This window comes from Streptomyces antimicrobicus, assembly GCF_020532625.1.
GTDB lineage: Bacteria > Actinomycetota > Actinomycetes > Streptomycetales > Streptomycetaceae > Streptomyces > Streptomyces antimicrobicus.
Map to the genome: position 1 here is coordinate 16,410 of NZ_JAJAUY010000040.1, position 21,470 is coordinate 37,879.

20 protein-coding genes and 1 pseudogene are annotated in these 21,470 nt (G+C 74.3%); 6 read left to right on the top strand and 15 right to left on the bottom strand.

Translation table 11 applies throughout. The features are described from left to right. Positions 1-196: 196 nt before the first annotated feature. From LG632_RS30535 to LG632_RS13120, 3 genes and pseudogenes are all read right to left on the bottom strand, one after another. Positions 197-724: pseudogene (locus tag LG632_RS30535) on the bottom strand (lysophospholipid acyltransferase family protein); the annotation flags it as partial. Then, positions 721-1,500, bottom strand: a complete 780-nt coding sequence (locus tag LG632_RS13115) for a GNAT family N-acetyltransferase (protein WP_226727196.1) — start codon at positions 1,498-1,500, stop codon at positions 721-723. The gene LG632_RS13115 and the pseudogene LG632_RS30535, both read right to left, overlap by 4 nt. Before the next feature lie 225 nt (positions 1,501-1,725). Beyond that, on the bottom strand, positions 1,726-2,991 hold the full coding sequence (locus LG632_RS13120; protein WP_226727217.1) for an extracellular solute-binding protein: 1,266 nt from the start codon (positions 2,989-2,991) through the stop codon (positions 1,726-1,728). Positions 2,992-3,199: 208 nt separating this feature from the next. Here LG632_RS13120 and LG632_RS13125 point away from each other — a divergent pair, with 208 nt between their 5' ends. Continuing rightward, on the top strand, positions 3,200-3,424 hold the full coding sequence (locus tag LG632_RS13125; protein ID WP_226727197.1) for a dodecin: 225 nt from the start codon (positions 3,200-3,202) through the stop codon (positions 3,422-3,424). Between the two features lie 82 nt (positions 3,425-3,506). On the opposite strand, the gene LG632_RS13130 is transcribed toward LG632_RS13125, so the two are convergent. The 3 genes from LG632_RS13130 to LG632_RS13140 all read right to left on the bottom strand — a co-directional run bounded on the left by LG632_RS13130 (position 3,507) and on the right by LG632_RS13140 (position 4,627). After that, positions 3,507-4,001: a phosphatase domain-containing protein gene (locus LG632_RS13130; protein ID WP_226727198.1), complete on the bottom strand. Its 495-nt coding sequence runs from the start codon at positions 3,999-4,001 to the stop codon at positions 3,507-3,509. A 126-nt stretch (positions 4,002-4,127) separates the two neighbouring features. Beyond that, entirely contained in the window at positions 4,128-4,484 is a 357-nt protein-coding gene (locus LG632_RS13135; protein WP_226727199.1) for a PRC-barrel domain containing protein, read from the bottom strand. Beyond that, positions 4,481-4,627, bottom strand: coding sequence for a hypothetical protein (locus LG632_RS13140; protein ID WP_226727200.1), 147 nt, complete (start codon positions 4,625-4,627; stop codon positions 4,481-4,483). The genes LG632_RS13135 and LG632_RS13140 overlap by 4 nt, the downstream gene beginning before the upstream one ends. Positions 4,628-4,756: 129 nt before the next feature. Between LG632_RS13140 and LG632_RS13145 the strand changes: the two genes are divergently transcribed. Next, a complete protein-coding gene (locus tag LG632_RS13145) occupies positions 4,757-5,887 on the top strand; it encodes a glutamate--cysteine ligase (RefSeq protein WP_226727201.1) in 1,131 nt (376 codons plus the stop codon). A gap of 360 nt (positions 5,888-6,247) precedes the next feature. Here LG632_RS13145 and LG632_RS13150 read toward each other — a convergent pair whose 3' ends face one another. Together LG632_RS13150 and LG632_RS13155 are read right to left on the bottom strand one after the other, a co-directional pair. Next, positions 6,248-6,679, bottom strand: coding sequence for a VOC family protein (locus LG632_RS13150; protein ID WP_226727202.1), 432 nt, complete (start codon positions 6,677-6,679; stop codon positions 6,248-6,250). 40 nt (positions 6,680-6,719) lie between these two features. Continuing rightward, positions 6,720-7,130, bottom strand: coding sequence for a VOC family protein (locus tag LG632_RS13155; RefSeq protein WP_226727203.1), 411 nt, complete (start codon positions 7,128-7,130; stop codon positions 6,720-6,722). Positions 7,131-7,692: 562 nt separating this feature from the next. On the opposite strand from LG632_RS13155, the gene LG632_RS13160 reads away from it, so the two are divergent. Both LG632_RS13160 and LG632_RS13165 read left to right on the top strand, forming a co-directional pair. Beyond that, positions 7,693-7,932: a hypothetical protein gene (locus LG632_RS13160; protein WP_226727204.1), complete on the top strand. Its 240-nt coding sequence runs from the start codon at positions 7,693-7,695 to the stop codon at positions 7,930-7,932. 140 nt (positions 7,933-8,072) lie between these two features. Continuing rightward, on the top strand, positions 8,073-8,924 hold the full coding sequence (locus tag LG632_RS13165; RefSeq protein ID WP_226727205.1) for an SAM-dependent methyltransferase: 852 nt from the start codon (positions 8,073-8,075) through the stop codon (positions 8,922-8,924). Here the strand turns inward: LG632_RS13165 and LG632_RS13170 are convergent. After that, positions 8,858-9,802, bottom strand: a complete 945-nt coding sequence (locus LG632_RS13170; protein ID WP_226727206.1) for a helix-turn-helix domain-containing protein — start codon at positions 9,800-9,802, stop codon at positions 8,858-8,860. The two genes, LG632_RS13165 and LG632_RS13170, sit on opposite strands and share 67 nt — an antisense overlap. A gap of 127 nt (positions 9,803-9,929) precedes the next feature. Next, positions 9,930-10,172, bottom strand: coding sequence for a DUF397 domain-containing protein (locus tag LG632_RS13175; protein WP_226727207.1), 243 nt, complete (start codon positions 10,170-10,172; stop codon positions 9,930-9,932). Between the two features lie 169 nt (positions 10,173-10,341). Between LG632_RS13175 and LG632_RS13180 the strand changes: the two genes are divergently transcribed. After that, positions 10,342-12,789 (top strand): excinuclease ABC subunit UvrA, encoded by a 2,448-nt coding sequence (locus LG632_RS13180; protein ID WP_226727208.1) that lies wholly within the window; start codon positions 10,342-10,344, stop codon positions 12,787-12,789. 12 nt (positions 12,790-12,801) lie between these two features. Here LG632_RS13180 and LG632_RS13185 read toward each other — a convergent pair whose 3' ends face one another. The 5 genes from LG632_RS13185 to LG632_RS13205 all read right to left on the bottom strand — a co-directional run bounded on the left by LG632_RS13185 (position 12,802) and on the right by LG632_RS13205 (position 18,888). Then, positions 12,802-14,529 carry a PP2C family protein-serine/threonine phosphatase gene (locus LG632_RS13185; protein ID WP_374203466.1) on the bottom strand — a complete coding sequence of 576 codons (1,728 nt, stop codon included), beginning with the start codon at positions 14,527-14,529 and terminating at the stop codon, positions 12,802-12,804. A 158-nt stretch (positions 14,530-14,687) separates the two neighbouring features. Next, a complete protein-coding gene (locus LG632_RS13190; protein WP_226727210.1) occupies positions 14,688-15,323 on the bottom strand; it encodes a hypothetical protein in 636 nt (211 codons plus the stop codon). Between the two features lie 90 nt (positions 15,324-15,413). After that, positions 15,414-16,166: a succinate dehydrogenase/fumarate reductase iron-sulfur subunit gene (locus tag LG632_RS13195; RefSeq protein ID WP_226727211.1), complete on the bottom strand. Its 753-nt coding sequence runs from the start codon at positions 16,164-16,166 to the stop codon at positions 15,414-15,416. Then, complete coding sequence (locus LG632_RS13200) at positions 16,163-18,112, bottom strand: fumarate reductase/succinate dehydrogenase flavoprotein subunit (protein WP_226727218.1); 1,950 nt, start codon at positions 18,110-18,112, stop codon at positions 16,163-16,165. Before LG632_RS13200 ends, LG632_RS13195 begins: the two co-directional genes overlap by 4 nt. 71 nt (positions 18,113-18,183) lie before the next feature. Continuing rightward, entirely contained in the window at positions 18,184-18,888 is a 705-nt protein-coding gene (locus tag LG632_RS13205; RefSeq protein WP_226727212.1) for a succinate dehydrogenase, read from the bottom strand. A gap of 95 nt (positions 18,889-18,983) precedes the next feature. On the opposite strand from LG632_RS13205, the gene LG632_RS13210 reads away from it, so the two are divergent. Beyond that, the gene (locus LG632_RS13210) at positions 18,984-19,862 is read left to right on the top strand and encodes a LysR family transcriptional regulator (RefSeq protein WP_226727213.1); all 879 of its coding nucleotides are present in this window, start codon (positions 18,984-18,986) and stop codon (positions 19,860-19,862) included. The last annotated feature ends 1,608 nt before the right edge of the window (positions 19,863-21,470 follow it).

The window sequence follows — 21,470 nt, forward strand, 5'->3', positions numbered from 1 at the left end:
GGATCCGCGGCAGCAGCCGTACCTCGGCGCGCAGCCCGCGGGCGCGCACGACCCGCCACAGGGAGGCGGTGAGCGGGTCGTCCCCGACGAAGGCGGGCGCCCCGGCCGGGCGGCCGTCGGGCAGCAGATAGGCGAGGTGCACCGGCTGGACGGGGACCCCGGCGTCCAGGGCCGCCTGGAAGGCGGCCCGGCGGAAGAGGCCCTGCCCGCGGCCGCACCAGGTGCTGCCCTCGGGGAAGACGGTGACCCGGTCGCCGGCGCGCAGGGCGGCGGCCAGGGCCCCGACCACCGCGGGCAGGGCGCGGATGCGGTCGCGGTCGACGAACAGGGTGCCGGCCCGGGCGGCCAGCCGGCCCAGCACCGGCCAGCGGCCGATCTCGCCCTTGGCCAGCATCCGCGAGGGCACGGCGGCGGCGACCAGGGGGACGTCCAGCCAGGAGACGTGGTTGGCGACGATCAGCCGGCCGCCGTCGGGGCCGGGGCTGCCGTGGACGGTGGTCCGGACGCCGAAGGCGCGTACCAGGGCCCGGCACCAGGCCCGGACCACGGCCCGGCGGGGGCGCTGCGGCAGCAGCCGCACGGGCGGGGCGCCGGCCACGCCGAGCAGGACCAGCGCGGCGACGGCCGCCAGCCGCAGCACCGCGTGCGCCACGGTGGCGGCCCGGCCCTCGTGCGCGGCGCAGCCGGCCGGGGTGCAGGGCGCGGTGGGCAGCCAGGCGCTCATGCGGCCGGGGCGAGCGAGAGGAAGTGGCGCAGGTAGCGGGGGTTGGTCCGGCGCAGCGAGAGCAGGACGTACAGGTCGGCGCAGCCGAACGCGGCGTCGAGGGCCGGCTCGCCGCACACCCAGGCCCCCAGCCGCAGGTAGCCGCGCAGCAGGGCGGGCAGCTCCGTCCGGTCGGGGTGGGTGATGCCGGCCGGGCTCCAGGGGTGGTGCGGGGTGACGCGGTACTCCTCGGGCGCGAGGTTGCGGGCGAGGACGGTCTCGCGGGTGGCGGCGGCCAGCACCCCGCCGTCGGACAGCGGTATCGAGCAGCAGCCGGCGAGCCACTGGTGGCCGGAGCGGTCCATGTAGCGGGCCAGGCCCGCCCAGATCAGGGCGATGACGGCGCCGTTGCGGTGGGCGGGGTGGACGCAGGAGCGGCCGACCTCGACGAGGTCGGGGCGGATCGGCGCGAGGGCGGAGAGGTCGAACTCGCCTTCGGAGTAGAGCCGGCCCGCGACGGCCGCGCGCTCGGGCGGCAGCAGCCGGTAGGTGCCCACGACCTGCTCGGTCCGCTCCTCGACGACGAGGAGGTGGTCGCAGTAGGCGTCGAAGGCGTCGCAGTCCAGACCGGGCTCCGGGCCGTCGAGGCGGGCGCCCAGCTCGCCGGCGAAGACCAGGTGGCGCAGCCGCTGGGCGGCGCGCACCTCGTCCTCGTCCCGGGCGAGGCGGACGGTGTAGCGGGGGGCGGGCAGGTCGGTGGCCGGCGGCTGCAGCGGGGAGACGGGGGCGACGGTCATGGCGGCTCCTGGTCCGGATGCGGGAGCCAGGCCGGGACGCGTCGGCCTGGCTCCCTACGTTTCTTCCGTGACCGGCTGGATTCGACATGACCGTCCAGCGGCACCCACATGTGCGGCTGTTGAATGGCGGGGGCCGGGACCGGCGGAGCCGGGGTCAGCGGCGCGGGACCGGCGGCGCCGGATCAGCCGCGCGGGACCGGCGGCGCCGGGGTCGGCGGCGCCCGGTCAGCGGTCCGAGCTGAGGACCTTGCTGATGGCCTGGGAGGCGGTCCGCGCCGCCGCCTGCGGGTCCTGGCCGGTGAGCGCGGCCGTCATGTACGGCTTGATCGGGTTCTTGGACTCGACCTCGGCCCACCGGGCGGACTTCGGCGTGGCCCGGCCCTGGGCGGCGCCGAGCGCCATCGCGCTGGCTCCTTCGTTGCCCTGGACCACATGGGCGAGCGTGGTCTTGTTGGGGACGTAGCTCATCGTACGGGCCAGTTCCGTCTGCCACTTCTCGCTCACCAGGGCCGTGATCACGTCCACGGCGGCGGCCCGGTCCCGGGTCCGGTTCGGGATGATCAGGTCGGAGCCGCCGGTGAGGACGGAGCCGTACTTGTCGGCGGTCTTGCCCGGGATCGGGAAGAAGCCGAGCTTGCCCTTGAGGGCGGGATTGAGCTGCTCGATCTGGGCGGCCTGACCGGGCGGCGCGATGATCTGGGCGACCTGGCCCCGGGCGAAGACCTCCGCCTGCGGGGGCGTCTCCTCGTCGGCGCCCTTGGGGCCGTCGCCGAGGGCCTGGAGCTTCTTGTAGAACTCCATGCCGGCCTGGGCGGGTTCGGTGTCGAGGGTGCCGAGCCACTGGCCGCCGGTCTCGACGGCGAGGTCGCCGCCCTCGTCCCAGACGAAGCCGGCGAGCACGTACCAGTTCTGGCCCGCGAGGTAGATGCCCTGCTGGTCGCCCTTGTCGAGCTTCTGGGTCGCCGCGATCCAGTCCGCGCGGGTCTTCGGGGGCTCCTTGACGCCGGCGGCGGCGAACAGGTCCTTGTGGTAGATCACCACGCGGTTGGCCGCGTACCAGGGGACGCCGTACTGGGCGCCGTTGACACTGCCGGGGTCGGCCAGGCCCTTGAGCCAGTCCTTGCTGCCCCACGCGCGCAGGCCCTCCAGGGTGACCTCGGAGAGGCCGCCGGTCTCGATGTACTGGGCGACCTGGGTGTTGCCGACCTCGATGACGTCGGCGCTCTCCTTGCTGCTCCCGTTCAGGACGGCGTTGACCTTGGCGCCGATGCCGGTCCACTCCTGGATCTCGACCTGCAGGTCGATCCCCGGGTGCTCCTTCTCGAAGGAGGCGGTGAACTTCCGGATGAAGTCGTCGGAGGCGCTGCCCTTCATCAGCCAGAGGGTCACCTTCCGGGTGCCGCCGTCCGCGCCGGTGAGCTGGCCGCAGCCGGTGAGCGCGGCGGCCGCGGCGGTCGCGGTGAGGGCGGCGCACACGGCGTGGAAGCGTATCTTCACGAAAGGTCACCTTCGGGTGGGTCGATCATGGCTGGCTTGAAATTGGCATGGACCAATGAGCCGGTCAAGGGCCTTTCGTGGGGGAACTTCCCGGCATTCGCCGCGATCCCGTACGACTCCGCCCGGCGCCCTCCACCTCGCGAACCGGTAGGGACTGGGGCAAAGTGACACAAGGCATCAGACCCCACCCTCGGGAGCGCCCATGTCCAACCACACCTACCGGGTGACCGAAATCGTCGGCACGTCGCACGAAGGCGTCGACCAGGCGATCCGCAACGCGATCGCCCGGGCCGGCCAGACGCTGAGGAAGCTGGACTGGTTCGAGGTCACCCAGGTGCGCGGCCACATCGAGGACGGCGCCGTCGCGCACTACCAGGTGGGCCTGAAGGTCGGCTTCCGCCTGGAGGGCGAGGACCCGGCCGGCTGACACCACCGGCGGGCCCGCACGCGGCGGCCGGGCCGGTACGTGCCGGCGGGCACGGCCGGCCCCGCCGCCGCGGATCAGGTGCTCAGGTGCGGCCCTCGCGCTCCTGGGCGTCCTTGAGGGCCGGGGAGTCGGCGGTCCAGTCCGCGTGCAGCACGCGGAAGCCCGCCGCGCGGGCGGCCTGGACGACCAGTTCGTCGTCGTCCACGAGCATCCGCACCTCGCGGCCCCGGGCGAGCCGCCGGAGCACCTCCAGCTTCGTGGTCCGGGCCGGGCGCCGGTCACGGTCACCGCGCATCCACACCCGCCCCTCGGGCAACCCGTGCCGCTCCAGCCACTCCAACGTGTCCGCCCGGCAGCGCTCCGGCCGCCCGGTCAGGTACACCACCTCGCACTCGGCCGCGCTCTCCAGCGCCAGGGCCACCCCGCGCGCCAACGGCGGGTCGTCCAGGGCCGCGCCGAAGAACCCGGTCCAGTCCCGCGGCCGCCGCTCCAGGAAGTGCTGGCGGTGCGCGGTGTCGGAGAGGGTGTTGTCGATGTCGAAGACGGCCAGGGGCGGCCGGTGCGCGCTGTCACTCATGCGGGCCAGCGTAGGTCGTCTCTTTCGGATCAGGCCGGGCGATCCGCGCGTCCCGCGCGGGCGGAACCCGGGGCGACGTCCGTCGCCCCGCCGCACCGCGTCCTCCCGCGGCGGTGCCCGCCGCACTCAGTAGCGGCCCAGCGGGGCGTCGCCCCAGTAGCCGCCGACCGCCTGGCGGTAGGAGGCGTCGTCGAGGTGGGTGTCCCGGACGAACTCGGGCGCGTCCTTGACCTGTTGCTTGGTGCGGTTGACGTAGACCTTCTCCTGCGCGGTGTCGATGCGGGTGATCGTGCCCGCGGGCAGCAGCACCTCCCGGCCGAAGATCCAGGGGCCGGTGTCGACCACGATCCACGAGGCGTCGGTCTCGTGCGAGTGCTTGTCCACCTTGCCGATGGTGCCGTCGACCGCCTCCACCTTGTAGCCCGTCAGATCGACGCCTTCGAGCCGGCCGGCGGTGAGGCGGTAGGACCAGATGTCGTTCACGGTTGCTTCCTTTCTCCGCGGTGGCGTCCGGCCAGGCTGTGCAGGAGCACGCCCAGGGCGAACGCGATGATCAGGAGGTGCAGCCAGGCCGGGCCCGGCGGGGCCGGGCCGCCGGCGAGAGCGGCGGATTCGTTCGTCGTCATGCCGCTCGCCTGCCCCCGTTCGGCGGATCGACTCGCCCCAATTCCCGGTCACGGGCCGGACCGGTTCGGAATCCGCCGGCCGGGGCAGACGGGCCGCGACCGGAGTGCACCACGAGACCAGGGAGACACATGCGCAGCGTGGGTGTCGAAGAGGAACTGCTGCTGGCCGACGCGGAGACCGGGGAGCCACTGGCCCTGTCGGGCGTCGTGCTCGACGCCGCCGACCGAGCGGCCGAACGGGGGGCCGCACCCGTCGCCGACGACGGCACCCCGGGCCACACCCTGGAGTCGGAGCTCCAGGAGGAACAGGTCGAGTTCGCCACGAAGCCGGTCACGGAGATGGGCGAACTCCAGCGGGAGATCGTCCGGTGGCGCGCCGAGGCCGCCCGCCACGCGGCGACCGCCGGGGCCCGGATCGCCGCGCTCGCCACCTCCCCGCTCCCGGTGCGGCCCTCGCTCTCCCCGGGCCGCCGCTACGCGTGGGCGGCACGCCAGTTCGGCCTGACCGCGCAGGAGCAGCTGACCTGCGGCTGCCACGTCCACGTGTCGGTCGAGTCGGACGAGGAGGGCGTCGCGGTCCTGGACCGGATCCGGCCCTGGCTGCCCGTCCTCGCCGCGATGAGCGCCAACTCGCCGTTCTGGCAGGGCGAGGACACCCGGTACGCCGGCTACCGCAGCCGGGTCTGGAACCGCCTGCCCTCGGCCGGACCCACGGACGTCTTCGGGTCCGCCGACCGCTACCACGCCGAGGTGGCCGCCATGGTCGGATCGGGCGTGCTGCGCGACGAGGGCATGATCTACTTCGACGCCCGCCTGTCCGCCTCCTACCCCACGGTGGAACTCCGGGTCGCGGACGTGTGCCTGGACGCCTCGACCCCCGTCCTGCTGGCGGCCCTCGCCCGCGCACTGGTGGAGACCGCCGCCCGGGCCTGGCGCGCCGGGGAGCCGCCCGCGCCCGTGAGCACCGGCCTGATCCGGCTGGCCAACTGGCAGGCCGGCCGGTCCGGGCTGGACGGCCCGCTGCTGCACCCGCGCACGATGCGGCGGGTCGCGCCCGAGGAGGCCGTGGACGCGCTGCACCGGCACGTCGGCGAGGCCCTGGCGGACTCCGGCGACGAGGACCTCGTCCGGGCGGGCATCGCCCGGCTCCTGGACCAGGGGAACGGGGCCCGCGTCCAGCGGAACCTGCTGGCGTCGCAGGGCGACCTCGCGGCCGTGGTCCGGGAGTGCGCGCGGATCACCACGGCCGGCACCGACTGAGCCGCGTCCCGGCTGCGTGCCCCGGCCGGTCCGGGGCATGCGCGGCAGGAGGCCCGCCGAAGGGACGAAGGGACGACCCCATGGCCGCCATGTCCGCGTTGCTGCTCCTGCCCGCCCTCCTCTGCGCCGTCCTCGCCCTGGGCCGCTACGAGGAACTCGTGCTCGGCCGCCCGGATCCGCCACTCCCGTCCCGGCCCGCGCCGGGGCAGCCGGCGACCGCGGCGGAGGCGGGGTCGGAGGCGGAGCCGGGGCCGAGGCCGCAGTCGGAGCCGGAGCGGGGGCCGCAGCGGCACCGGGCGCGCCACCGGCGCACCGCCGGCCCGCGCGCGTCCCGCGCCCGGCGGTCCGCCCCGGCCCCGGCTACACCCCGAAGTCGGGCAGGATCAGCGAACCGTCCGCGGCGAGGGTGAAGCCCGGGTTGTGGGCGACCTCCCAGGCATGGCCGTCCGGGTCGGTGAACACCCCCGAGTAGAAGCCGATCGCGTTGACGGCGGCCGGCCGGGTGACGGTCCCGCCGGCCGCGGCCGCGGCGTCGAGCACGGCGTCCACCTCGGCGTCCGTGCGCACGTTGTGGGCGAGCGCGATACCGCCGAAACCGGTCGGCGGGGTGGCGGGAAGGCCGCAGTCAGCGGCGAGCTTGGCGCGGTCCCACAGCACCAGGGCCAGACCGCCCGCCTGGTGGAACACGGTCTCCTCGACCTCGGTGCCGCGCCAGCCGAGCGCGGCGTAGAACCCCTTGGCCCGGGCGAGGTCGGTGACCCCCAGGGTGATCAGGCTGATCCGCTGTTCCATCCCGCCACCGTAACCGCGCGGTACGGTCGGTGCCGGTCTTTCAGCCGCCGAGCGGTCCCGGCCCCGCGGCGGGGTCGGCGGCGGTCAGCGCGAACGAGTGCCCGGCCGGGTCGCTGAGCAGGCGGACCGGCCGGGGGCCGTCCTCGTCGTCCGTCCCCAGCGGCCGGGCGCCCAGCGAGACCGCTTCCCGCTCGGCCTCGTCGAGGTCGGCAGCGGCCACGCGGATCCGCAGGTGCGCCTGGAGCGACCCCTCGGGCCGGGGCCAGCTCGGCGGCGCGAAGCCGGGGTCGCGGCGGAACGCGAGCCGGACGCCGTCCGCGCCCACCACCTCCACCTCGTCCTGGGTGGGTCCGGGCCTGACCTCGGCGTCGAGGAGGCCTGCGTAGAACCGCGCCAGCGTCTCGGGCTCGGCGCAGTCGAGGGAGATCACGGGTGTCTTGGGTACGGTCATCTCCCGCGTCTGCCCACCCGCGCCCGCCCCATGCGGCCGCCGGCGTCCCGCCCCATGCGGCCGCCGGCGTCCCGGTGCGGGCGCCGCCGGGCCCGGCGGCGCCGCGTGTTCACGAAGGCTAATCAAGGTCCCCTTACCTCGTTGCATGTGCACGAGGTGAATCCTGGGACGGGAGTTGATCCCTTCATCCTCCGGTCATTTGATCTTCACCCTGGAGGGTGAATTATTCGACTGATTCGCGGCCGCCGCCGGGAGTCGGAGTGGTCCAGGACAGAACCGTTATTGCGGTCTCCGGCCCGTCGTACCGGCCCACTCCCGGGGGTTGACAGGCACTGGCAGATCATCGGGTGAATCGCTTTCCCATTTCCGCGCCGGCTGCAAGCTCCGACGGGACGTCACGTGTGTGGAGCAAGACGGTACATTCGCTGCGCCCGGTCGACGACCGACCGACGCGCGAAGGCCCCGGGCGCTGCAACGCCCGGGGCCGACGGCCAGCAAAGAGAAGGGAATCGCCTTGCTGCACCAGTTACGCCAAGCTCTCCTCGCGACGCAGGCAGGGATCTTGGCGTTCCGTAAGCGGATTATCCCGCACCTCCCCAGTCGGCAAACAGTTCTGCGCGCCGTCTTCCTCCTCGTCCTGCTCCCGCTCGGCGGGGGCGGCGCCGTCGCCCTGCACCGCACCGCGGGGCCGAACGCGGTGGGCGTGGCGGACTTCGCGCTGAGCCTGACGCTGGCGTTGTTCGGCGGCGGCCTGTGGGCCTCCCGGCGCGTACGGCGCCGGCTCCGGCGTACACGGCGCTGACGCACCGGTGGCCGGCGGCGTCCGTGACCCGGACGCCGCCGGCCACCACACCTTCAGGGGACGGCGCGCGGGACGGATCCTCTCTAGCATGGGCACTCCAACCGACGAGGCCGCTGACCAGCGTTGAGGGGGACGGACGGATGCACCACGACGTGCGCAGGCCGAGCGTCGCACGGATCTACGACTGGTTACTGGGCGGGGTGGACAACTACCCGTCCGACCACCGCGTGGGCGCCGACCTCCTCGACATCGCCCCCGGCTCGCGCACCGGCGCGCTGAGCAACCGGGCCTTCCTGCGCCGCGCGGTCCATGTCCTGGCCCGGGACTACGGCATCAGACAGTTCCTGGAGCACGGCTGCGGCCTGCCCGCCCGGGACAACGTCCACGAGGTCGCCCAGGCCGTCGCCCCCGACGCCCGCGTGGTGTACGTCGACAACGACCCCCTGGTCGTGGCCCACGCCCGGACCCGGCTCGTGGAGAACCCCCGCACCGCGGTCGTCGACGCCGATGTGCGCGACACCGCCGCCATCTTCGCCGACCCCGCCGTCCGCCGGCTGATCCGGCCGGACGAGCCGACCGCCGCGCTGTTCGTCTCGGTGGCCCAGTGCCTCGGCGACGAGGACGTCACGCCGATGATCGAGCGGGTCAAGCAGCGGCTCGCGCCCGGCAGTTTCGTGGTCCTGTGCCAGTTCACCAGCCCCTACGCCGACGTGCGCGAACGGGTCACCCGGCTGATGCGCGAGGCCACCGACGGCAGTTGGGGACGGTTGCGCGAGGAGGAGGAGGTGCGCGGATACCTCGACGGGCTGGAGATCATCGAACCCGGACTGGGCGACGTGGCGCACTGGCGGGCCGAACGCAGACCCACGCTGCGCGACGCGGAGGCCGAGCTGATCGCGTGGGGCGGGGTCGGCAGGCTGCCCGCTCAGGCGCTGCGCGGAGCGGGGACCTCCCCGAACTCGGCGGACCGGGACGCGGCCCGTTCCTCGTAGTGGGCGAGCCGCCGGTCGAGGTGGTCGAGGGTGTCCTCCCGGGACAGCGAGGTGGCCATCAGCTCGTCCAGCACCTTGCGGTAGCGCCGGACGTGCTCGGGGGTGGTCACGTAGTCCGCGCTCTCCATCTGCTCGACGTACACGAGCTCGGCCGGGCCGCCGTCGGCGAACTGCAGGTGCGTGATCGGGAAGCTGGGGGCGAAGCCGACGTTCTCGTGCTCGAAGGGCAGGATCCGGAAGTGCACGTCCGGGGCGTCCTCCCCCGCGAACTTCCGCAGGTGCCGCAGCTGCTCGCACATCACCTCGGGCCCGCCGATCGGCCGGCGCAGCACGCTCTCGTCGATGATCACGATGAGTTCGGGCCGCCGCGGGCGGTCGAACAGCGCCTGGCGGTCGCGGCGGACCTGGACGTGCCGGCTGACGTCCACGTAGTCGGCGCCCTCCAGGGCGAGGCCGACGAGCACCCGGGCGTAGTTCTTGGTCTGGAGCAGGCCGGGCACCACGTGGGTCTCGTACACGCAGATCCGTTTCGCCTGGCCCTCCAGGGCGATCAGCCGGCGCACGAAGTCGGGGGTGAGATCGCTGTACTTCTTGCGGCGCTTGCTCTCGTCGCGGACCTGGCTGAGGAGTTCGTGGATCTCGTCCTGCCCCTCGGCGTCGAGGCCGTAGTGCCGGACGAGGTCCCAGACGTCGTTCTCCTTGGGCGGGCTCTCACCGCGCTCCAGCCGGCTGAGCTTGGAGGAGGAGCCGCGGATGAGGGTGGCGGCGTCCGCCAGGGAGAGCTGCGCGTCGCAGCGCAGTCTGCGCAGCCGCTCCCCCAGTAACCGCGCCGCGACCCCGCGGCCGGCGATGCTGGCGGACGAACTGCCGACGGACATGCGGTGCTCCTTGCTGACCCAACGGGACGTGCGCGGCCGGCGCGGCGTGCCGGCGCGCGGTGCGCTCTCAGCGGCTCAGTCTGGTTCTCGCATGCCCGCCCCTTCAAGCATTGGCCATGAATTGACCCTACGCACCCCTCCCGTGCAGGTCGTCGAACTCACCGGCGCCCGCACCGGCCGCGAACGCGGTCATCTCGGCCTGCGTGAAGACCAGGGCCGGACCGGCCGGGAAGCGGGAATTGCGCACGGCGAAGTCGCCGCCCGGAAGGGCCGCCACCTCCACGCAGTTGCCGATGCCCGAACTCGCCGAGCTCTTCACCCAGCGCACCGCCGGGATGGTGTCCGCGGCCACACCGTTCTCAAAACGCACAGCGCCCACCTTTCTCGTTTCCCCTCTGCACCGCACCGCCCGTCCCATATGCAATTGCATTGAGCCGGATTTCGGGACGAGCGTAGCCAGGGAAGCCCGGCCGGGCCCATCGCCTGAACGGGTCCCCCCACCCGCCGGGCATTGACCCCTGACCCCTAAAGTGGGGCGAATGCACCAGCCCACCGACCCCTTCATCCGCGTCCGGGGCGCCCGGGAGCACAACCTCCGGGCCGTCGACGTGGACGTCCCGCGGGACGCCCTGACCGTCTTCACGGGCGTGTCCGGTTCCGGCAAGAGCTCGCTCGCCTTCGGCACGCTCTACGCCGAGGCGCAGCGGCGCTACTTCGAGTCGGTGGCACCGTACGCGCGCCGCCTCATCCACCAGATCGGGGCGCCGAAGGTGGACGCGGTCAGCGGTCTGCCGCCGGCCGTCTCGCTGGAGCAGCGGCACTCCTCGCCCGGCTCGCGCTCGTCCGTCGGGACGGTCACGATGCTCTCCAACTCGCTGCGGATGCTGTTCTCCCGGGCCGGGACGTATCCGCCCGGCGCGCCCCGGCTGGACTCCGACGCCTTCTCCCCCAACACGGCGGCCGGTGCCTGCCCGGCCTGTCACGGGCTGGGCCGGATCCACGGCACCAGCGAGGAACTGCTGGTGCCCGACCCCGGCCTGTCCATCCGCGAGGGCGCGATCGCGGCCTGGCCGGGAGCGTGGCAGGGCAAGAACCTGCGCGACATCCTGGAGGCGCTGCGCTACGACGTGGACCGGCCGTGGCGGGAGCTGAGGGCCGAGGACCGCGCGTGGATCCTGTTCACCGAGGAGCAGCCGGTGGTCACCGTGCACCCGGTGCGCGACGCGGACCGGATCCAGCGGCCGTACCAGGGCACGTACATGAGCGCGCACCGCTACGTGATGCGGACCTTCGCCGACAGCAAGAGCGCCACCCTGCGGGCGCGGGCCGAGAGGTTCCTGACCGACGCGCCGTGCCCGGCGTGCGGGGGCCGCCGGCTGCGGCCGGAGGCCCTGGCGGTGACCTTCGCCGGGCGGACGATCGCGGAGCTGGCGGCGCTGCCGCTGACCGAGCTGGACGCCGTACTGGCCGGGGGGACGGACGAGGCGGCGGGGGCGGGCGAGACGGCGGGGACGAGTGAGGCGGCCCGGGTGCTGGTCGCGGACCTGCGCGCACGGATCGGGCCGGTCGTCGAGCTGGGGCTCGGCTACCTCGGCCTGGACCGGGGCGCGCCGACCCTGTCGGCGGGCGAGCTGCAGCGGCTGCGGCTGGCGACCCAGCTGCGGTCGGGGCTGTTCGGGGTGGTGTACGTGCTGGACGAGCCGTCGGCGGGGCTGCACCCGGCGGACACCGAGGCGCTGCTCGGGGTGCTGGACCGGCTGAAGGCGGCCGGCAACACGGTGTGCGTGGTGGAGCACCACCTCGACGTGGTGCGGCACGCGGACTGGCTGGTGGACGTGGGTCCGCTGGCCGGGGAGCACGGCGGCCGGGTGCTGCACAGCGGACCGCCTCGGGACCTGGCGGGCCATCCGGAATCGGCCACGGCCCGGTACCTGTACGCCCGTCCGGCGCGGGAGCCCCGGCCGGTGCGGACGCCGTCCGGGACGGTCCGGCTGGTGGGGGTCGAGCGCAACAACCTGCGCCGCGTGGACGCCGCGTTCCCGCTCGGGGTGTTCACCGCGGTGACCGGCGTCTCCGGCTCGGGGAAGTCCACCCTGGTCGGGCAGGCCCTGGCCGGGGCGGTGACGGAGCGGATCGGGGCGGCGGACTTCCCGGTACGGCGGCTGGTCGAGGTCGACCAGAAGCCGATCGGGCGCACGCCGAGGTCCAACCTGGCGACGTACACCGGTCTGTTCGACGTGGTGCGGCGGCTGTTCACGGCCGCTCCGGAGGCGAAGGCGCGCGGCTGGAAGGCGGGCCGGTTCTCCTTCAACGTGCCCGGCGGGCGCTGCGAGACCTGTACGGGCGAGGGGTTCGTCTCGGTCGAGCTGCTGTTCCTGCCGAGCACGTACGCGCCCTGCCCCGAGTGCGGCGGCGCCCGCTACAACGCCGAGACCCTCCAGGTGCGGTACGCGGGGCTGGACATCGCGGAGGTGCTCTCCCTGACGGTGGAGGCGGCGGCGGAGTTCTTCGCGGACGTCCCGGCGGCGGCCCGCAGCCTGCGCGCCTTGGAGGGCGTGGGGCTCGGCTACCTGCGGCTGGGCCAGCCCGCGACCGAGCTGTCGGGCGGCGAGGCGCAGCGGATCAAGCTGGCCACCGAGCTCCAGCGGCTGCGCGGGGACCACACGCTGTACCTGCTGGACGAGCCGACGACCGGGCTGCACCCGGCCGACGTCGAGGTGCTGCTGCGGCAGTTGCACGGGCTGGTGGACGCCGGGCACTCGGTGGTCGTGGTGGAGCACGACATGGACGTGGTGGCGGGGGCGGACTGGGTGATCGACCTGGGTCCGGGCGGCGGCGCGCGGGGCGGCCGGATCGTCGCCGCCGGTACCCCGGCCGAGGTGGCGCGCGCTGCGGGCAGCCGTACGGCGGCCTACCTGGCGCGGGCGCTCGGCGCGGCGGGCGTGGACGCGGGCGCGGATGCGGGCGCGGATGCGGGCGCGGGCTGACGGCCAGGTGGCTCAGGTGACTTCGAGGGCGACCAGGCAGGTGTCGTCGGAGAGGTCACCCGTCGCGTAGTGGTCCATCACCGACTCCAGGGTGCCTTCGGCGCCCAGGCCGGGGTGCTCCGCCAGGTGCCGGCACAGGACGCGCAGTCCCTCCTCGATGTCGGCGTCCCGGCGCTCCACCAGGCCGTCGGTGTAGAGCACGAGGAGGTCACCGCGCTCCAGCGAGGTCGTGGCGGTCTCGTACGGATGGCCGGGCAGCAGGCCGAGCAGGGGCCCGCGGTGGTGGGTCGGGAGCGGGGAGGCCGTGCCGCCGCGTACCAGGACGGGTGCCGGATGTCCGGCGTTCGCCCAGGTCAGCAGGTGGTCGCCGTGGAGGTGGCCGATGACGGCCGTCGCCGTCTCGGCGGCCGGATCGGCGCACATGAGGTCGTTGAGCCACCCGGTCAGCCGGCTCGCGTCGCTGCCGGGGGTGTGGGCGAGGCCGGCCAGGCCGTGGCGCTGCTGGGCCATCCGGGCCACGGCGCTCAGCCCGTGCCCGCAGGCGTCGCCGATGGCGAGCAGGATCCGGCCGTCGGGCAGGGCCCGGCACTTGTACCAGTCGCCGCCGACGGCGGCCTCGGCGGGCAGGTAGGCCGCGGCCACCCGGTAGCCCAGGTCGACGATCTGCTCGGAATGGGTCGGCAGCAGGGCCTCGCGCAGGGCGGTGGCCACCCGCCGTTCGGCCACGGCCTCCTCGCGGAACCGTTCGGTCTGGCGGCGGGTCGCGGCCAGGCGCTGACGGCCGCGGATCTGGGTGGTCAGGTCGCGGGCGATCAGGTGCAGGGCCCAGGCCAGGCCGTCGGTGGAGATGACGGGCCGCCCCACGACGTGGAGGGTGCGGACGTCGCCCTGGACCGCGAAGCGGATGTCGGTGCCGGGCGGCTCCTCGCCGTCGAGCAGGGCGCGCAGGAGTCGTCCCCACAGGGGGAGGTCCTCCAGGAGCACGACGTCGCACAGCTCCATCAGGGTCAGGGGCCGGCCCGGGGTGGTGCGGAAGATGCCGCACAGCCCGTCGGACCAGATCGTCTCGCCGGACAGCAGGTCGTAGCGGGCCCATCCCATCGACGCGATGAACTGGGCCTCCAGGGACAGCAGTTCGGTGCGGTCACGGGCCTGGCGCCACGTCGCCAGCACCTGGCCGCCGCAGGCGGCGGCGTCGTAGAGCAAGGAGGTGCGGTGCAGGCCGTCGGGCCGGCGCTCGGTGTACTCCACGGGGTGCGCGCGCAGGGCCCGGCCACTGGCCAGGACCTCGATCAGCGCGTCGAGCAGGCCGGAGGCCTCGGCGCCGGGCCGGACGTCGAGGAGGCGTTTGCCGACCTGGCGGTCCGGGGGGTCGAGCCAGCCGGCGGAGCGGACGTGGTTGCCGGCCCTGATCACGAAGTCCACGGTCCGGCCGTCCTCGTCCTTGACGGGCGCCAGCAGGGCCGCCGAGACGGGGATGGCCGGGAGCGTCGCGCACAGGCAGTCCCAGGGGTCGTGCCCCTCGGCGGCGTCGTGGCAGGCGTGTCCCGCCCCTGTGCCCTGCCCGCACGGGCAGGCCTGGCCGCTGGCCTCGGCCGGGGGGACCAGTTCGCTCTCCGCGGTCGGCACGGAGCCCTCGCAGGCCCCCGCGGAGCGGGCGGCGATGGCCCTGAGCTGACCGATCTCGCGTGCGATCAGCTGTTTGACGGTCTCGGGATCTCTCAGCGGCACCGGACACATGGTTGCGGCTTTCGTCGGGTCTGGCCGGAATTTCGCCCCCGAAGGTCGCCCTCGCCCCCCGGACGGGTCGACGCGTTCCCGTCGGGGCCCCTTCCCGTGGCCGCCGGGATCATTCCTCCGCGCCGCCGCGGGCCGCGGCCCGGTCCGCCGGACCGGGCTCAGGGGTCGCCGGGCAGGAGGTGCTGGCCCTGTTCGCGGAAGGACCAGGCGCCGCGGTGCCGGGTGAGGAGCCACACCAGGTCGTAGCGGTCCGGCCAGAGGGCCGGGACGTCCCGGAGGCCGGCGGCGCCCAGGGCCTGCACGACGCGGGGCAGGCCGGTGTGCTCCCAGCAGATCAGGACGGGGCCGGGTGCGGCGAGGGCGGCGCAGGCCAGGTCGGCCTCCCGGCCGGCCGGGAGCGGAGCGCGGATCGGCAGCTTGAGCGCCTCGGCGAGGGGGGCCACGGTCTGACGGCAGCGGGCCGGGCTCCCCGACGGCACGAACAGGCTCGCGGGCCGCGGCAGCGGGGCCCGTGCGGCGGGCGGGAACAGCCCCGGCAGGGCCTCGGCGCGGCGGCGGCCGCGCAGGGCGAGGGAGCCGGGGTCGTCGTTGCCCTCGTCGTCCTCGCCGACGTCACCGGCGTACGGCTTCTCCGCGTGCCGGATCAGCATGATCAGCGTGTCGGGGGCGCCGGCCGGGTGCGCCGGCCCGGCGGCGGCCCGGTGGTGGTGCCCCTCGGAGGCGGAGGAGCACCCCACGAGCCCGGCCCCCGCGGCGAGCCCGGCCGCAAGCACGGTTCTGCGTGTGTGTGCCATGGGCGACACTGTCGCCGATGGCCGTCGGCCGGGCCGGGCGCGGCACGGGCGAGCGGGGTGCGCTCAGCCGATCGGCGCAGGGCACCGGGGTCAGGGCCTGCGGGGGCCCTTGCGGACGGCGCGCAGCCATTCGCGGTTCATCGCGGCGATCGACGGCAGGGGGATGCCCTTCGGGCAGGCCGTCGCGCACTCGCCGGTCAGGGTGCAGCCGCCGAAGCCCTCGTCGTCCATGGTGGCGACCATGTCCAGGACCCGGGTCTCGCGCTCCGGGGCGCCCTGCGGCAGCACGTTCAGGTGGTTGACCTTGGCCGAGGTGAACAGCATCGCCGAGCCGTTCGGGCAGGCCGCCACGCACGCGCCGCAGCCGATGCACTCCGCGTGTTCGAAGGCGTGGTCGGCGTCGGCCTTCGGCACGGCGGTGGCGTGGGCCTCCGGTGCGGAGCCGGTGGGCGCGGTGATGTAGCCGCCGGCCTGGATGATCCGGTCGAAGGCCGAACGGTCCACCACCAGGTCCTTGACCACGGGGAAGGCCGCTGCCCGCCACGGCTCGACGTCGATGGTGTCGCCGTCGGTGAAGGACCTCATGTGCAGCTGGCAGGTGGTGGTGCGCTCGGGGCCGTGCGCGTCGCCGTTGATGACGAGGCTGCACGCGCCGCAGATGCCCTCGCGGCAGTCGTGGTCGAAGGCCACGGGCTCCTCACCGCGCAGGATGAGGTCCTCGTTGAGGGTGTCGAGCATCTCCAGGAACGACATGTCCTTCGAGACGCCGTCGACCTCGTAGGTGACCATGGCGCCGGGGGCGTCGGCGTTCTGCTGGCGCCAGACGCGCAGGGTGAGCTTCATGCGTAGCTCCGCTGGGTGGGGTGGACGTACTCGAAGACCAGGTCTTCCTTGTGCAGGACGGGGGCGGTGCCGGTGCCGGTGAACTCCCAGGCGGCGACGTAGGAGAAGGCCTCGTCCTGGCGGGCCGCCTCGCCGTCGGGGGTCTGGGACTCCTCGCGGAAGTGGCCGCCGCAGGACTCGGCGCGGTGCAGCGCGTCGAGGCACATGAGCTCGGCGAGCTCCAGGTAGTCGACGATCCGGTTGGCCTTCTCCAGGGACTGGTTGAGTTCCGCGCCGGTGCCCGGGACCTTGATCCGGCGCCAGAACTCCTCGCGGATCTCGGGGATCCGGGCGAGTGCCTTGCGCAGGCCCGCCTCGGTGCGGGCCATGCCGCAGTACTCCCACATCAGTTCACCGATCTCGCGGTGGAAGGAGTCGGGTGTGCGGTCGCCGTCGACGGCGAGGAGGCGCTCGACGCGCTCGCGGGTCTCGCGCAGGACGGACACGGCCTCGGGGTGGGTGTCGTCCACGGGGGTGGCGTGCGGGTTGCGGGCCAGGTAGTCGTTGATGGTGGACGGCAGGACGAAGTAGCCGTCGGCGAGGCCCTGCATGAGGGCGGAGGCGCCGAGGCGGTTGGCCCCGTGGTCGGAGAAGTTGGCCTCCCCGATCGCGAACAGGCCCGGGACCGTGGTCTGGAGGTCGTAGTCGACCCACAGTCCGCCCATCGTGTAGTGCACGGCGGGGTAGATCCGCATGGGGACCTCGTACGGGTTCTCCGCGGTGATCCGCTCGTACATGTCGAAGAGGTTGCCGTACTTCTCGGCCACCTTCTCCTTGCCCATGCGGCGGATCGCGTCGGCGAAGTCCAGGTAGACGCCCTGGCCGCCGGGGCCGACGCCGCGGCCCTCGTCGCAGACGTTCTTGGCGGCGCGGGAGGCGATGTCACGCGGGACGAGGTTGCCGAAGGAGGGGTAGATCCGCTCCAGGTAGTAGTCCCGCTCGTCCTCGGGGATCTCGGCCGGCGGGCGGGTGTCGCCCTTGGCCTTGGGGACCCAGATCCGGCCGTCGTTGCGCAGGGACTCGCTCATCAGCGTCAGCTTGGACTGGTGGTCGCCGGTGCGCGGGATGCAGGTGGGGTGGATCTGGGTGAAGCAGGGGTTGCCGAAGTACGCGCCGCGCCGGTGGGCCCGCCAGACGGCCGTCGCGTTGGAGTTCATGGCGTTGGTGGACAGGTAGAAGACGTTGCCGTAGCCGCCGGAGGCGAGGACGACGGCGTCCGCGAAGTACGCGGAGATCGCGCCGGTGACCAGGTCGCGGGCGACGATGCCGCGGGCGCGGCCGTCGACGACGATCAGGTCGAGCATCTCGGTGCGGGCGTGCATCTCGACGTTGCCGGCGGCGATCTGGCGCGACAGCGCCTGGTAGGCGCCGAGCAGCAGCTGCTGGCCCGTCTGGCCGCGGGCGTAGAAGGTGCGGGAGACCTGGACGCCGCCGAAGGAGCGGGTGTCGAGGAGGCCGCCGTACTCGCGGGCGAAGGGGACGCCCTGGGCCACGCACTGGTCGATGATCTCGACGGAGATCTGGGCGAGGCGGTGGACGTTGGACTCGCGGGCGCGGAAGTCGCCGCCCTTGACGGTGTCGTAGAAGAGGCGGTGGATCGAGTCACCGTCGTTGCGGTAGTTCTTCGCGGCGTTGATGCCGCCCTGGGCGGCGATGGAGTGGGCGCGGCGCGGGGAGTCGCTGTAGCAGAACTGGACCACGTGGTAGCCCTGCTCGGCGAGGGTCGCGCCGGCGGCACCGCCCGCCAGGCCGGTGCCGACGACGATCACGGTGTGCTTGCGGCGGTTGGCCGGATTGACCAGCTTCGCCTCGAAGCGGCGGCGGTCCCAGCGTTCGGCGACGGGGCCGGCCGGGGCCTTGGTGTCGGCGAGGGGCTCGCCGGTGGAGAAGTCGGTGTACGCGCTCATGGTGGGCGTGGTGGTGCTCGTGCTCGTGGCGGTGCTCTTGCTCGTGGTGGTGTTCGTGCTCGTGCTCATGGTCAGCTCACCACTCCGGTCATGACGCCGACGGGGACGGATACGAAGCCCGCGAACAGGACCAGCGCGAGGGCGTGGGCCAGGAACTTCAGGGTCTTGTCGCGGCGGGCGTTGCCGGCGCCCAGGGTCTGGGCGGCGCTCCAGAAGCCGTGCCGGACGTGGAGGGCGACGGCCGCCATCGCGACGATGTAGATCGTGTTGCCGTACCAGGTGGAGAAGGTCGCCAGCAGGTTCTGGTACGGGTGGCCCTCCCAGGCGCGCTCGTTCACGGTGAGCGTCGTCAGGTCGAGGATGTGCCAGACGATGAACAGGCCGACGATGATCCCGCCCCAGCGCATGGTGCGGGTCGCGTAGCCGGCCCGGCGGCGCTTGTGGGCGTACGCGACCGGGCGGGCCTTGAGGTCGCGGCGGCTGAGCTGGTACGCGGAGACGGCGTGCGCGACGACCGAGACGATCAGCACGATGCGGGCGGCCCACAGGCCCCAGTGGCTGTGCAGGAACGGTTCTCCCATATGGCGCAGCCAGTGGCCGTAGGCGTTGAGCTCCTCCGGGCCGAAGAAGACCTTGAGGTTGCCGAGCATGTGCACGACGAGGTACGCGAGCATGATCAGCCCGGAGACCGCCATGACGGTCTTCTTGCCGACGGAGGAGTCCCAGAGCGTGCGCGTGATGGACGGCCGTCGGCCCGTCCGCGTTGCCAGAGCCATGCCACGAAGGTAGGGACGGAGGTCCCGAAAGGTCCAAGACATGATGCGGCTGATGTTGATAGGCATCCGCTATGAGGTCGGGCTAGCCTGGAGAGATGCAGTTCCAGCAGCTCGTCTACTTCGTGGCCGTCGCCGAGACCCGGCACTTCACCCGCGCGGCGGAGCGGGTGCACGTGGCCCAGCCGTCGTTGTCGCAGCAGATCAAGGCCCTGGAGCGGGAGTTGGGGGCGGAGCTGTTCAGCCGGGCGCGCGGGAACATCGCGCTGACCGACGCGGGCGAGGCGCTGCTGCCGCTGGCGCGCCGGATCCTGGCCGACGCGGACACCGCGCGACTGGAGGTGCAGGAACTGGCGCAGCTGCGCCGGGGGCGGATCCGGCTGGGGGCCACGCCGAGCGTCTGCACGGGCCTGCTGCCCGACGTGCTGCGGGCCTTCCACACGGCGCATCCGGGGGTGGAGCTGCTGATCGAGGAGAGCGGCTCGCTCGACCTGGTGCGGGAACTGGCGCGCGGGGCGCTGGACCTCGCGATGATCACCCTGCCGCTGCCGCCGGCGGCGCCGTCGCTGACCACCGTCGAGCTGCTGACCGAGGACCTGGTCGTGGTCTCCTCGGCCGAGCTGCCGCCGCCGGGCGGCGGCGGGCCGCTGACGATCTCCGCGCTGCGGGACGAGCCGATGGTGATGTTCCGGCACGGGTACGACCTGCGGGAGCTGACCGTGGCGGCGTGCCGGGCGGAGGGGTTCGAGCCGACGTTCACGGTGCAGGGCGGCGAGATGGACGCCGTCCTGGGCTTCGTCCGGGCGGGCCTCGGGCTGGCGGTGGTCCCGGCGATGGTCGTCGACCATGCCGGCCACGGCCTGCGGACGACCCCCCTGGCGGGCTCCCCCCTGCGCCGCACGATCGCCCTGGCCCACCGCACGGACGTGGCACCGCCGCGGGCGGCGCGGGAGTTGAAGCGGATATTGGTGGGGTAGGGCGGGGGCGGCCCGGCGGAAGCGGAGGGGGCTCGGCGGGGGCCGCTCGGCGAGGGCGGCCCGGCGGAGGCGGAGGGGCTCGGCGGGGTGGCTCGGCGCGGGCGGCTCGGCGGGGGCGACCTGCCGGGGGCCGCCCGGCGGAAGCGGAGGGCCTCCGGGCGCCTCGCCGGAGGCTGCTCACCGGGGGCGGCTGGGCGGGGCGGCTCGATGGGGCGGCTCGACGGATGCGGCTGGGCGGCCAACTCGACGAGGGCAGCCCAGCGGAAGCGGTCCGCGGGGGCGACCCGGCGGAGGCGGAAGAGCCCAATCTGGGCACCTCGCCGAAGGCGGCTCCAGGCCACCCACCCGAGGCGGCTCAACCGAGACGCCCCGCCGGGGGCTCAGCGGAGGGCGGCCAGGCGGGGGCAGCTCAGCAGGGGCAGCTCGACGGGAGCGGCCCAGCGGAAGCGGTCCGCGGGGGCGGCCCGGCAGCGGGGGCGGCCCGGCGGAGGCGGAAGGGCCCAGTCTGGGCGCCTCGCCGAAGGCGGATCGAGGCCGCCCACCCGAGGCGGCTCAACCGGGACGCCCCGCCGGGGGCTCAGCGGGGCTCGATGGAGGCAGCTCCACGGAGGCGGCTCGGCAGGGGCAGCTCGACGGGGGCGGCCCAGCGGGAAGCGGTCCGCAGGGGCGACCCGACGGAGGCAGTCCGACGGGGACGGCTCGGCGGAGGCGAAAGGGCCCACTCTCGGCGCCTCGCCGAAGGCGGCTCGAGGCCACCCACCCGAGGCGGCTCAACCGGGACGCCCCGGCGGGGGCTCGGCGGGGGCTCGATCGGGGCAGCTCCACGAGGCGACCCGGTGCGGGCGGCCCGGCGGGGGCAGCTCGACGGATGCGGCTCGACGGGGGCCGCTCGGGGAGGGCGGCCCGGCGGAAGCGGTCCGCGGGGGCGGCCCGACGGAGGGGGGCTCGGCGGGGCGGCCCAGCAGAGGCGGCCCGGCGGAGGTGGAAGGGCCCACTCTCGGCGCCTCGCCGCAGGCTGCTCAACCGGGGGCGGCCCGGCGGGGCGGCCCAGTGGAGGCAGCTCGACGGAGGCAGCCCCTGCGGAGGCCGCTCGACGAGGGCGGCCCGGCGGGGGCGGAAGGGACCACCCCGGGCGCCTTGCCCGGAGGCGGCTCCAGGCCGCCCACCCGGGGGCGGCTCAACGAGCACGCCCCGCCGGGGGCCGAACGGCTCGCCTGCGGGCACTGGGCCGGCTTACAGGGGCCGGAGGCGGGCCCACCCGGAGCGGCTCGACAGGGCGCCTCGCCGGGAGCCCGGAGGTGGCTCGGCGAGGCGACTCGCGTGGGGCCGGAGGTGGCTCGCCACCTCGCCTGGAGGCGGCTCGCCGGGACGAAGGCGGCTCACCGGGGGCGGCTCGCGGCGAGCGGAGGCGGCTCGCCGGCGGCGGGGCGGAGGCGGCCCGCCTGGTTGATCCCGCTCCCGGCCACAACCCACGGGGCCGACCGGTAGGAACAGCCGCAGCCGACCCCACTCGGCGTCCGCCCGATCCTGCCCCCATGTCGACATCAGCGGCCAAGGCACCGAGTAGCCGCACGCCCCATCGGGCGGTCCGGCCGGTGCGGCTCCGGA